Genomic DNA, 12,630 nt, shown 5'->3' with positions numbered 1-12,630 from the left:
CAGGACCCATGTCCCATTTCCTCGACCGGCTCACCTTCTTCCGCCGCGAGACCGAGCCCTTTTCCGACGGCCACGGCATCGTCACCCACGAGGACCGCTCGTGGGAGGACGGCTACCGCAAGCGCTGGCAGCACGACAAGATCGTGCGCTCCACCCACGGCGTGAACTGCACCGGCTCCTGCTCGTGGAAGATCTACGTGAAGGGCGGCATCGTCACCTGGGAAACCCAGCAGACGGACTATCCGCGCACGCGGCCGGACCTGCCCAACCACGAGCCGCGCGGCTGCGCCCGCGGGGCGTCCTACAGCTGGTACCTCTATTCCGGCGCGCGGGTGAAGTACCCGATGATCCGCGGTCGGCTGCTCAAGCTGTGGCGGGCGGCGCGGGCGAAGCTGCCGCCGGTGGCGGCTTGGGCCTCCATCGTGGAGAATCCCGAGGCGCGCGCGTCCTACACCTCCATCCGCGGCCATGGCGGCCTGGTGCGCTCCACCTGGGACGAGGTGAACGAGCTGATCGGCGCCGCCAACGCCTACACCGTGCGCAAGCACGGGCCGGACCGGGTGGCGGGCTTCTCGCCGATCCCCGCCATGTCCATGGTCTCCTATGCGGCGGGGGCCCGCTATCTCTCGCTCATCGGCGGCGTGTGCCTGTCCTTCTACGACTGGTATTGCGACCTGCCGCCCGCCTCGCCCCAGACCTGGGGCGAGCAGACCGACGTGCCGGAGAGCGCCGACTGGTACAATGCCGGCTTCATCATCGTGTGGGGCTCCAACGTGCCGCAGACCCGCACGCCGGACGCCCATTTCTACACCGAGGTCCGCTACAAGGGCACCAAGAGCGCCGTGGTCTCGCCGGATTATGCCGAGGCCACCAAGTTCGCCGACATCTGGCTGAACCCCAAGCAGGGCACCGACGCGGCCCTCGCGCTGGCCATGGGCCACGTGATCCTGAAGGAATATCACCTCGACCGGCAGGTGCCCTATTTCGACGACTACCTGCGGCGCTACTCGGACATGCCCTTCCTGGTCCGCCTGGTTGAGCGGAATGGGAAGCTCGTGCCCGAGCGCATGCTGCGCGCCTCGGACCTGCCGGGAGCGCTGGGCGAAGCTAACAATCCCGACTGGAAGACGGTGGCGCTGGACGAGGCCTCCGGCGACCTCGTGGCGCCGCTCGGCTCCATCGGCCATCGCTGGGGCGAGCAGGCCAAGTGGAACCTGGAGGAAAAGGACGGGCAGGGCCGCGACATCCGCCTGAAACTGACCCTGGCCGGCGATGGGGCCGAGGTCGCGGCGGTGGACTTCCCCTATTTCGGCGGGCGAGCCACGGAGCATTTCGTCGCCACCCAGCACGGGGAGATCCTCACCCGCAACCTGCCGGTGCGCACCCTGATCGACGCTGACGGCCGGGAGATGAAGGTCGCCACCGTCTACGACCTGATGCTGGCGAACTACGGCCTCGACCGCGGCTTCGGCGGCGACCATGTCGCCACCTCCTATGACGAGGATGTGCCCTTCACTCCCGCCTGGGCGGAGCGCATCACCGGGGTGAAGCGCGAGGCCATCATCACCGTGGCGCGCGAGTTCGCCACCAACGCCGAGAAGACCAACGGCCGCTCCATGGTGATCATCGGCGCCGCCATGAACCATTGGTACCACATGGACATGAGCTACCGGGGGGTGATCAACCTCCTGGTGTTCTGCGGCTGCATCGGCCAGTCCGGCGGCGGCTGGTCGCATTATGTGGGGCAGGAGAAGCTGCGGCCGCAGACCGGCTGGCAGCCCTTGGCCTTCGGCCTCGACTGGTGCCGCCCGCCGCGCCAGCAGAACGCCACGTCCTTCTGGTACGCCCACACCGACCAGTGGCGCTATGAAACCCTGACCGCCGGCGAGATCCTCTCGCCCACCGCGCCCGAGGGGGACTGGAACCAGACCTTCATCGACTACAACGTGAAGGCCGAGCGCATGGGCTGGCTGCCCTCGGCGCCGCAGCTCAAGCAGAACCCGCTCGATATCGCCGCGCGCGCCAAGGCGGCGGGCCGGGAGGTGAAGGACTATGTGGCCTCCGCCCTGAAGTCCGGAGAGCTGGAATTGTCCTGCCACGATCCGGACGACGAGGCCAACTGGCCGCGCAACCTGTTCGTCTGGCGCTCCAACCTGCTCGGCTCGTCCGGCAAGGGCCACGAATACTTCCTGAAGCACCTGCTCGGCACCGAGAACGGTGTCATGGGCAAGGATCTCGGCGCGGAAGGCGCAGTGCGCACCAGGGAAGTCGTTTGGCACGAGGAGGCGCCGAAGGGAAAGCTCGACCTGCTGGTGACTCTGGACTTCCGCATGTCCACCACCTGCGTCTACTCGGACATCGTGCTGCCCACCGCCACCTGGTACGAGAAGAACGACCTCAACACCTCGGACATGCACCCCTTCATCCATCCGCTGTCCGCGGCGGTGGATCCGGCGTGGGAGGCCCGCTCCGACTGGGACATCTACAAGGGCATCGCCAAGGCCTTCTCGCAGGCCGCGCCCGAGGTGCTGGGCGTCGAGGAGGACACGGTCCTCACCCCCATCCTCCACGACACGGCGGGCGAGCTGGCGCAGGCCGTCGACGTGAAGGACTGGAAGAAGGGCGAGGTGGAGCCGATCCCCGGCAAGACCATGCCCCAGGTCACCGTGGTGACCCGCGACTATCCCGCGACTTATGCCCGCTTCACCGCTCTTGGCCCGCTGATGGAGAGCATCGGCAACGGCGGCAAGGGCATCGCCTGGAAGACTGGGCACGAGGTGGACGCCCTGCGCGCCCTCAACGGCGTGCATCGCGACGGGCCGGCCAAGGGCCTGCCGAAGATCGAGACCGACATCGACGCCACCGAGGTCATCCTGATGCTGGCGCCGGAGACCAATGGCGAGGTGGCGGTGAAGGCGTGGGACGCCCTGTCCAAGGCCACCGGGCGCGAGCACGCCCACCTGGCGCTGGCGAAGGAGGACGAGAAGATCCGCTTCCGCGACGTGCAGGCCCAGCCGCGCAAGATCATCTCCTCCCCCACCTGGTCGGGGATCGAGAGCGAGAAGGTCTGCTACAGCGCCGGCTACACCAACGTGCACGAGCTGATCCCCTGGCGCACCCTCTCGGGCCGCCAGCAGCTCTACCAGGACCACCTGTGGATGCGGGCCTTCGGCGAGGGCCTCGTCACCTGGAAGCCGCCGGTGGATCTCAAGACCATCCCCGGCATCAAGGGCGCGCAGCCCAACGGGCACAAGGAGATCGTTCTCAACTTCATCACCCCGCACCAGAAGTGGGGCATCCACTCCACCTACACCGACAACCTCCTCATGCTGACGCTGAACCGCGGCGGCCCGGTGGTGTGGGTGTCGGAGGATGACGCCCGCGCGGCCGGCATCGTCGACAACGACTGGGTGGAGGTGTTCAACGCCAACGGCGCGCTCACCGCCCGCGCGGTGGTCTCCCAGCGCGTCATGCCGGGCATGATGATGATGTACCACGCCCAGGAAAAGATCGTGAACACGCCCGGCTCCGAGCTCACCGGCAACCGCGGCGGCATCCACAACTCGGTCACCCGCACGGTGTTGAAGCCGACCCACATGATCGGCGGCTACGCCCAGCAGTCCTACGGCTTCAACTACTACGGCACCGTGGGATCGAACCGCGACGAGTTCGTGGTCATCCGCAAGATGAACAAGGTCGACTGGCTGGAAGAGCCTCTCTCGACCGCTCCGGCGAAGGAGATGGCCCAATGAAGATCCGTGCCCAGATCGCGATGGTGCTGAACCTCGACAAGTGCATCGGGTGCCACACCTGCTCGGTCACCTGCAAGAACGTGTGGACCAGCCGCCAGGGTGTCGAGTACGCATGGTTCAACAACGTGGAGACCAAGCCCGGCGTGGGCTATCCGCGCGAATGGGAGAACCAGAAGAAGTGGAACGGCGGCTGGCGCCGCAAGGCCAACGGCAAGATCGAGCCGAAGATGGGCGCCAAGTGGCGCATCCTCGCCAACATCTTCGCCAATCCGGACCTGCCGGAGATCGACGACTATTACGAGCCCTTCACCTTCGACTACGAACACCTGCACACGGCAAAGGAGTCCAAGGCCTTCCCCACCGCGCGCCCGCGCTCCCTCGTCTCCGGCGAGCGGATGGAGAAGATCGAATGGGGGCCGAACTGGGAGGAGATCCTCGGCGGCGAGTTCGAGAAGCGCCGGAAGGACGTGAACTTCGAGGGTGTCCAGGCGGACATCTACGGCCAGTTCGAAAACACCTTCATGATGTACCTGCCGCGCCTGTGCGAGCATTGCCTCAATCCCGCCTGCGCGGCGGCCTGCCCCTCGGGCGCCATCTACAAGCGGGAAGAGGACGGCATCGTCCTCATCGACCAGGACAAGTGCCGGGGCTGGCGCATGTGCGTGTCCGGCTGCCCCTACAAGAAGATCTACTACAACTGGTCTTCGGGAAAGTCGGAGAAGTGCATCTTCTGCTATCCGCGCATCGAGGTGGGCCAGCCCACCGTGTGCTCGGAGACCTGCGTCGGGCGCATCCGCTATCTCGGCGTGCTGCTCTATGACGCCGACCGCATCGAGGAGGCGGCGTCCGTCGCCGACGAGAAGAAGCTCTACCAGGCCCAGCTCGACCTCTTCCTCGACCCGAAGGACCCCGCCGTCATCGCGCAGGCCCGCGCCGATGGCGTGCCCGATGCCTGGCTCGAGGCGGCGCGCCAGTCGCCCATCTGGAAGATGGCCATGGAGTGGAAGGTGGCCTTCCCGCTTCATCCCGAATACCGCACCCTGCCCATGGTGTGGTACGTGCCGCCGCTCTCGCCCATCCAGTCGGCGGCGGCCTCCGGCAAGATGGGGCTCGACGGCGAGATGCCGGACGTGCGCTCCCTGCGCATCCCCCTGAAGTATCTCGCTAATCTCCTCACCGCCGGCAACGAGGAGCCGGTCGCCCTGGCGCTGGAACGCATGCTGGCCATGCGCGCCTACATGCGTGCGAAGACCGTGGACGGGCGCATCGACGAGCGCATCGCCACCAAGGTGGGGCTCACCGGCGCAGCCATCGACGACATGTACCAGGTGATGGCCATCGCCAATTACGAGGATCGCTTCGTCATCCCCACCGCCCACCGGGAATGGAGCGAGGACGCCTACGATCTGCGCGGCTCCTGCGGCTTCTCCTTCGGCAACGGCTGCTCCGGCGGCGACAGCGAGGTCAACCTGTTCGGTGGTCCTTCGACCAAGAAGGCCCGCACCCCCATGGAGGTGGAGTGATGGCGAACGCATCCCCGAACCTGACGTTCAAGGCGCTTTCCGCACTCCTCACCTATCCGGGGGAGGATCTGGTGGCCACCGCGCCGGCCATCGCCGACGTGCTGGCGCTGGAGGGTCTTGTGGGCGAGCCGGCACGTGCCGGTCTTGCTCCCCTCATCGAGGAACTGGCGCAGGACGACCTGTTTGCCTTGCAGGAGGCCTATGTCGGCCTGTTCGACCGCACGCGACGCCTGTCGCTGCACCTGTTCGAGCACGTGCATGGGGAAAGCCGCGATCGCGGGCAGGCCATGGTGGATCTCGCCGCGCTCTACGAGAAGGGCGGGCTGGTCCTCATCGCCAACGAGCTGCCGGACTACCTGCCCCTGTTCCTGGAGTTCCTCTCGACACGGCCGCTGGCCGAGGCGCGAGGGCTCATCGCCGACATCGCCCACATCCTCTCGGATCTGGAGGAGCGGCTCGCGGCCCGAGGCTCCGCCTACGCTGCGGTGTTCGCGGCGTTGCGGACGCTGGCGACGGACGGCGCGGTGACTGTCTCGTCCCCGGCCCCGGCGCACGAGGAACCGGCGGACGACCTCGCCGCCCTCGATGCGGCCTGGGAGGAGACCGCCGTCACCTTCGGACCGGGCGAGGGCATGGGTGGCTGCTCCGTGGACCGCTTCAGAACCCAGTTGCGTGCCGCCCAGCGCGACGCGCGCCATACCGCAGCTTGAGGGAGGACGCCCATGTCCGACACCATCAACGCCGCCTTGTTCGGCTGGTACCCCTACCTCTGCCTGACCGTGTTCCTGCTCGGCAGCCTGATCCGCTTCGACCGCGAGCAGTACACCTGGAAGACCGGTTCCTCCCAGCTCCTGCGCCGCCGGCAGCTGCGCCTGGGATCGAACCTGTTCCATGTGGGCATCCTGGTGATCTTTATCGGCCACGCCGGCGGGCTGCTGACGCCCATCTGGGTGTTCGATGCGCTCGGCATCTCCCATTCGTTCAAGCAGGGCCTCGCCATCACGGTGGGTGGCATCGCCGGGGTGATGTGCTTCGTGGGCATCGCGCTGCTGGCTCACCGCCGCCTGCTCGATCCGCGCATCCGCGCCAATTCGAGCTTCGGCGACACCGCCATCCTGCTGCTCCTGTGGGTGCAGCTCACCCTCGGGCTCTCCACCATCTTCGTCTCGCTCCACCATATGGACGGGCACGAGATGGTGAAGTTCATGAACTGGGCGCAGGGCATCCTCACCCTCCAGCCCTCGGCCGCCGCCTTCGTGGCGGACGTCAGCCCCCTGTTCAAGGCGCACCTGCTGCTGGGCATGACGATCTTCCTCGTCTTCCCCTTCACCCGCCTCGTGCACGTGTGGAGCGCGCCGGTCTGGTATCTCGGTCGCCAGGGCTATCAGGTGGTGCGCACGCGCCTCCCCCGGCCCACAGCCCGACCCGCCGTGCCGGGCCGCACGCTGGCCGCGGTCCGGCCGGCGGCGACCCGTCCCCTCGGCCGCCCGGCGGAGTAGGCGCAATGACCGAGATCATCGGCACCTCCTCCTCCCCTCGCCCGCTCCAACGCCCGGACGAGGTGCGCGTGGACGGCGTGGTCATCCCGCGCAGCGCCATCGCCCGCGAGATCCAGCACCACTCGGCGAAGACACCGGTGGACGCCTGGCGCGCCGCCGCGCGCGCCCTCGTCGTGCGCGAGCTCCTCCTCGCCGAGGCGCGACGCCTCGGCATCGACCCGAAGCCGGCGACCGACGCGGACGGCACGCGCGAAACCGACGAAGAGGCGCTCATACGCGCCCTTCTCGAACGCGAGGTGATGGTACCGAACGCCGACACCGCCACGTGCCGCCGCTATTTCGAGCGCAACCGCACGGCCTTCCGCTCGGACGACCTCTACGAGGTGTCGCACATCCTCATCCCTGCCCCAGCGACGGACGAGACGCGCCGTTCGGCGGCACGGGCCGAGGCCGAGGCGGTGCTGCGCTGCCTGATCTCGGACGGAGCCGCATTCGAAGACATGGCCCGGGCGCATTCCGCCTGCCCATCACGCGACGTGGGCGGCAGCCTGGGCCAGATCGGCCCGGGACAGACAGCGCCGGAATTCGAGGCGGCGCTGCCCGCCATCGTACCGGGCCCGGTCCATCCGGAACTGGTTTCCACGCGTTACGGCTTCCATATCGTGCGGGTCGCCCAACGCATCGCCGGCGCGGAGATGCCGTTCGAAGCGGCCGAGGCGGCCATCGCGGCGCATCTGGAGGTGACCTCCTGGCACATCGCGGTGCGCCAGTATCTCAGTCTGCTCGCAGGGAAGGCCGACATTCGCGGCGTGACCCTCGAGGGCGCTGCCACGCCGCTCGTGCAATAGGAGGAAAAGATGCTGCTTGGCGTCCTCCTGCGGCACTTGCAGGATCAGCGGTTCGCGCAGGAAACCCTGTTCGCCCTCGGCGACGTGACGCTCGCAGCGCGCGTGGCGCAGGCCGGCGCGCGGTTCGGCGAGAGCGCGGCCGACTATGCCGCGGGCGCCTGCGCCCGCTTCAGCGATGGCGCGAGCGACGAGGACTGGCTTGCGCTCATGACCGCGCTGGAGCGCGGCTCGGACCCCGCCGCCACCTGCCTGCGCGCCATGATCGACTGGTCGCTGAAGCAGGATGCCGCACCTTCTCCCGAGGAAGCAGGCTGCGGGTGCGGCGGAGGCGGCTGCGGAGGGCACGACCATGGGCCGGGCTGAAACCGTTCTTGACGAGCTGTTCGACAAGAACTTCGCCTGGGCCGGCCGGAAGACCGCGGAGGACCCCACCTTCTTCCGCCGCCTCGCCGAGCAGCAGGCACCCCGCTTCCTTTGGGTGGGCTGCTCGGACAGCCGGGTGCCGGCCAACGACGTGGTGGGGCTCGATCCCGGCGAGATCTTCGTCCATCGCAACATCGCCAACGTAATCCATTCCAGCGACATGAACATGCTGGCGGTGCTGGAATTCGCCGTGGAGATACTGCGGGTGCGGCACATCATCGTCTGCGGCCACTATGGCTGCGGCGGCGTGCGGCGGGCGCTGGAAAATGCCGATGGCACGGGCGGAAGCAGCCTCGTGGACCATTGGCTCGCCCCTGTCGTCGATCTCTATGTCCGCCACCGCGCCACCATCGACGCCTCAGCCGAGAACCGGCTGGACCGCCTGTGCGAGCTGAATGTCGAGATGCAGATCCGTCGCCTCGCGGCAACGCCGGTGCTCAAGAGCGCATGGGCGCGGGGGACCGAGGTGACCGTGCACGGCTGGATCTACGGGATCGGCGACGGCCTGCTGCGCGACCTCGGCACCACCGTCTCCTCGCCCGCCGAATTTGCCGCCCTGCCCACGCTCGATGCGCTGATGGCGGTGCCCGTGGAGCCCATGACGGCGGCCCGCCGCCATGCCATCGCGGCCTTCCTCGAAATGGACGTGGAAGAGGTCGCCCCCTGTGGCGCCGGCTGCACCTGCGGTGCGTTCGGCCTGGGCGCAGGCGCGGCACGATCCTTCGCGCCGCCGCAGGAGACCCTCTGATGCCCAGCGCTGTGTCCCCTGCGGCCTCCTCCACCTGCGCCATGGTCGACCTGTTCGGCCGCCGCATCACCTATCTGCGCCTGTCGGTGACCGATCGCTGCGACCTGCGCTGCGTGTATTGCATGGCGGAGGACATGACCTTCCTGCCGCGCGACCAGGTGCTGTCCATCGAGGAACTGGACAAGCTGGCCTCCGCCTTCGTGGCGGCCGGCGTCACCAAGCTGCGCATCACCGGCGGCGAGCCCCTGGTGCGCAAGGGCGTCATGGACCTGTTCGGCGGCCTCTCCCGGCATCTGACGACCGGCGCGCTGAAGGAGCTCACGCTCACCACCAACGGCACCCAGCTCGCGCGCCATGCGGACGACCTCGCCCGTGCGGGTGTGAAGCGGGTGAACGTCTCCCTCGACACGCTCGACGCCACGCGTTTCCGCGCCATCACCCGCCGGGGCAGCCTGGGCGTGGTGATGGACGGCATCCTGGCCGCGCTGGAGGCCGGGCTGAAGGTCAAGCTCAACGCGGTGGCCCTTGCGGGCGTCACGCCGGACGAGGTGTTTGATCTCATCCATTTCGCCCATGGCCGCGGGATGGACCTCACCTTCATCGAAACCATGCCGCTGGGCGACGTGGGGGGCGACCGCATCGACCAGTATTTCCCGCTTGATGCGCTGCGCCGGCTGATCGAGACCCGCCTGACGCTCACCGACACGCCGGAACGCACGGGCGGGCCCGCGCGCTACACCCGCATCCTGGAGACCGGCGGGCGCCTCGGCTTCATCACCCCCATGAGCCATTCCTTCTGCGAGAGCTGCAACCGCGTGCGCGTGAGCGCGACCGGCGTGCTTCACACCTGCCTCGGGCAGGAGGACGCCTTCGACCTCAGGACGCCGCTGCGCGCCGGCGCGGACGGCGGCGCCCTGCGCGCGGCGATCGCCGAGGCCATCCGGGCCAAGCCCCGCGGGCACGACTTCGTCATCGCCCGAGACGGGACTCCGGCCCTGGCGCGGCACATGTCCGCCTTGGGCGGCTGACACGAGAGGACACGAGAATGGATGACGTGGCCCTGGCCCGTGCCCTGCATGTGCTGGCCCTGGTGCACTGGATCGGCGGCGTGTCCTTCGTCACCCTGGTCATCCTCCCGATCGCCCGCGGTGCCGGCGTGGAGGGCGCGGCACTGTTCGCACGGGTGGAGCGGTGCTTCTCGTCGCAGGTGCGCATTTCCATTCCGCTCGCCGGCCTGGCGGGCTTCTGGATGACGTGGCGGCTCGATCTGTGGGACCGGTTCGCCAGTCCCTCCTTCTGGTGGATGAGCGCCATGGTCGCGCTCTGGCTTGTCTTCATGGCCGCGGTCTTCATCGTGGAGCCGTTGTCGAAGCGCCGCTTCGAGGCGGCCGCCCGCGCGGCGCCGGACACCGCCCTGGCGCGCGCACTGCGCATCCATCTGGTGCTGCTGGGAGTTGCCGCGACAACCGTTTTCGGCGCGACCGCCGGCGCCCACGGCCTGTTCTTCCTGTAGGCCCCCCATGCGGAAACACGTCGGGGGAGGAGTGATCGACATGCGCACCGCGCAAACCCTCAGGGCCTTCAGCGGAAGCGCCCTGCTCAGCCGCGGCTTCCGCCCATTTTTCCTGGGCGCGGGCGTGTTCGCGCTCGCGGCGATCGCCATATGGCCGGCCGTCTTCTCCGGCACGCTCGCCCTGCCTACGGCGTTCTCGGCCATCGACTGGCACGCCCACGAGATGCTGTTCGGCTATGGCAGTGCGGTCATCGCCGGCTTCCTGCTGACGGCGATCCCCAACTGGACCGGACGGCTGCCGGTGGCTGGCGCCGGGCTGGGCAGCCTCGCCCTGCTCTGGCTCATGGGGCGTTGCGCCGTGCTGGTGTCGGGGCTGGTCGGCTGGGCGGTCGCGGCCGCCGTCGACGTGGCGTTCCTGGCGGTCTTCACCGCGGTGGTGGCGCGCGAGATCATCGCCGGGCGCAACACCCGCAACCTGAAGGTCGCCGCGGTGGTGCTGCTGCTGGCGCTCGCGAATCTTGGCTTTCACCTGGAGGCGCACATGACCGGCACGGCGGACCACGCGGCGCGGGCCGCACTCGCCTTGATCGTGTTCCTCATCCTCCTGTTCGGCGGACGCGTGGTGCCGAGCTTCACCGGCAACTGGCTGGCGAAGCGCGGCGAGGCGCGCCGGCCGGCCCCCCTCGACCACTGGGACGCCATGGCCCTCGCGGTCTCCGCCGTCGGCCTCGCCGGATGGGTGGCCGCGCCGGACACCCGCCTCACCGGCGCGGCGCTCCTCGCGGCTGGCGTCGCCAACCTCCTGCGGCTTGCCCGCTGGCGGGGATGGCGCACGCTCCCGGACCCGCTCGTGCTCGTGCTCCACGGGGCCTTCCTGCTGACCGCCCTCGGCTTTCTCGCGGCTGGCGCCTCGTGCTTCCGCGCGGACTTGCCGGCCGCCGTCGGCATTCACGTCTGGGCCATCGGTGGCGTCGGCGGGATGACGCTGGCGATGATGACGCGCGCGACATTGGGACATACGGGCCACGCGCTGGCGGCCTCCAGGGGCACCCAGGCGGTCTATCTTCTGGTGGTGGTAGCCTTGGCGGCGCGGGTGGGCATGGCATTCCTGCCGTCCTGGGGAACGCCATTCATGCTCGCAGCAGTCACGGCCTGGTGCGTCGCCTTTGCCGGGTTTCTGGCCATTTACGGACCAATGCTGACACGCCGAAGCTAGGTCGATGATGGCAAAAGGCCAACGTGCTCTGATCGGGGGCCGGCGGCGACCGCCGTCCCGTTTATTCGCACGACCGCCGATCACCTCAGCGATGGCGCTCGCCGATCATCGACCCGCAGCACCCCATGGGCCGGCGGAAAGAACGGCGTGATCCGAGCCGTCAGCCGATCGCCTGTGTTCTCCGCATTCACTTGCGATAGCGCAGCGCTTCCACGAGAAGCGCGAACGCCGCCGATGGCTGGCGGCGGCTCGGGTAATAGAGGTGATAGCCCGAGAAGGACGGTGACCAGTCATCGAGCACCCGCACCAGGCGGCCGTCCGCGAGCTGCTCACGCACCTGGTCCTCCATGACGAAGCCGAGACCGAGGCCAGCTTCCGCGGCGCGGGCGATCATGATCGTGGTGTTGAAGGCGAGCTGGCCGTCGACGCGCACGCGCACCTCGCGGCCCTTCTTCTCCAGCTCCCAGGCGTAGAGGCCGCCACCGCTCAGCATGCGCAGGTTGATGCAGTTGTGGGCCGCCAGATCATGCGGCATGCGCGGCGCGGGATTGGTCGCGAAATAGGCCGGCGCGCCCACCACCGCCATGCGCAGGTCCGGGCCAATCCGCACCGCCACCATGTCCTTCGCAAGGGCCTCGCCGAGACGGACGCCGGCATCGAAGCGTTCCGTCACGATGTCGGTGAAGCTGGAATCGATGCTCAGCTCGACATGGATGTCGGGATAGCTCGGCAGGAACCGCTCCAGCACCGGCCAGAGGACGGTATTCGCCGCATGGTCCGAGGTGGTGATGCGGATCGTGCCGATGGGCTTTTCTCGCAGCTCGTTCAGCGACTGGAGCTCCGCCCCGATGCTGTCCAGCGCCGGCCGAAGCGTGCTCAAAAGTCGTTCGCCCGCCGCGGTGGGTGCCACGCTGCGTGTGGTTCGCGTCAGGAGACGGACCCCAAGCCGCGTTTCCAGGCGTCGCACCGTATGGCTCAGCGAGGATTGCGACGTGCCGAGCTTGGCGGCGGCGCGGGTGAAGCTCTGCTCTTCGGCAACCGTAAGGAATGCATTGAGATCGACGAGCTCTTCCCGCCTCATTCATGAAATCCCGATATGGCTTTATGC

General features: G+C 68.3%; 10 protein-coding genes and 1 pseudogene. 10 read left to right on the top strand and 1 reads right to left on the bottom strand.

What is annotated here, in order from left to right; all coding sequences use genetic code 11:
• Positions 1–8 precede the first annotated feature (8 nt).
• The 10 genes and pseudogenes from V5F59_RS11025 to V5F59_RS10980 all read left to right on the top strand — a co-directional run bounded on the left by V5F59_RS11025 (position 9) and on the right by V5F59_RS10980 (position 11,522).
• Complete coding sequence (locus V5F59_RS11025; protein ID WP_393977281.1) at positions 9–3,752, top strand: nitrate reductase subunit alpha; 3,744 nt, start codon at positions 9–11, stop codon at positions 3,750–3,752.
• Complete coding sequence (gene narH / locus V5F59_RS11020) at positions 3,749–5,275, top strand: nitrate reductase subunit beta (protein WP_393977279.1); 1,527 nt, start codon at positions 3,749–3,751, stop codon at positions 5,273–5,275. The genes V5F59_RS11025 and narH overlap by 4 nt, the downstream gene beginning before the upstream one ends.
• Positions 5,275–5,985 carry a nitrate reductase molybdenum cofactor assembly chaperone gene (narJ, locus tag V5F59_RS11015; RefSeq protein WP_393977277.1) on the top strand — a complete coding sequence of 237 codons (711 nt, stop codon included), beginning with the start codon at positions 5,275–5,277 and terminating at the stop codon, positions 5,983–5,985. Before narH ends, narJ begins: the two co-directional genes overlap by 1 nt.
• Positions 5,986–5,997: 12 nt before the next feature.
• Positions 5,998–6,774 carry a respiratory nitrate reductase subunit gamma gene (gene narI, locus V5F59_RS11010; RefSeq protein ID WP_393977275.1) on the top strand — a complete coding sequence of 259 codons (777 nt, stop codon included), beginning with the start codon at positions 5,998–6,000 and terminating at the stop codon, positions 6,772–6,774.
• Positions 6,775–6,779: 5 nt separating this feature from the next.
• Positions 6,780–7,622 carry a peptidylprolyl isomerase gene (locus tag V5F59_RS11005; RefSeq protein ID WP_393977273.1) on the top strand — a complete coding sequence of 281 codons (843 nt, stop codon included), beginning with the start codon at positions 6,780–6,782 and terminating at the stop codon, positions 7,620–7,622.
• 9 nt (positions 7,623–7,631) lie between these two features.
• Positions 7,632–7,985: a hypothetical protein gene (locus V5F59_RS11000; RefSeq protein WP_393977271.1), complete on the top strand. Its 354-nt coding sequence runs from the start codon at positions 7,632–7,634 to the stop codon at positions 7,983–7,985.
• Positions 7,972–8,607: pseudogene (locus V5F59_RS10995) on the top strand (carbonic anhydrase); the annotation flags it as partial. The gene V5F59_RS11000 and the pseudogene V5F59_RS10995, both read left to right, overlap by 14 nt.
• A gap of 185 nt (positions 8,608–8,792) precedes the next feature.
• A complete protein-coding gene (moaA, locus tag V5F59_RS10990; RefSeq protein ID WP_393977269.1) occupies positions 8,793–9,821 on the top strand; it encodes a GTP 3',8-cyclase MoaA in 1,029 nt (342 codons plus the stop codon).
• A 17-nt stretch (positions 9,822–9,838) separates the two neighbouring features.
• The gene (locus V5F59_RS10985) at positions 9,839–10,306 is read left to right on the top strand and encodes a hypothetical protein (protein WP_393977267.1); all 468 of its coding nucleotides are present in this window, start codon (positions 9,839–9,841) and stop codon (positions 10,304–10,306) included.
• A 40-nt stretch (positions 10,307–10,346) separates the two neighbouring features.
• Complete coding sequence (locus V5F59_RS10980) at positions 10,347–11,522, top strand: NnrS family protein (protein WP_393977265.1); 1,176 nt, start codon at positions 10,347–10,349, stop codon at positions 11,520–11,522.
• A gap of 187 nt (positions 11,523–11,709) precedes the next feature.
• Here V5F59_RS10980 and V5F59_RS10975 read toward each other — a convergent pair whose 3' ends face one another.
• Positions 11,710–12,603 carry a LysR family transcriptional regulator gene (locus V5F59_RS10975; protein WP_393977263.1) on the bottom strand — a complete coding sequence of 298 codons (894 nt, stop codon included), beginning with the start codon at positions 12,601–12,603 and terminating at the stop codon, positions 11,710–11,712.
• Positions 12,604–12,630: the final 27 nt, after the last annotated feature.

It is taken from the genome of Xanthobacter nonsaccharivorans (assembly GCF_043194755.2).
GTDB lineage: Bacteria > Pseudomonadota > Alphaproteobacteria > Rhizobiales > Xanthobacteraceae > Xanthobacter > Xanthobacter autotrophicus_G.
This window is presented reverse-complemented; position numbering and strand designations above follow the sequence as displayed.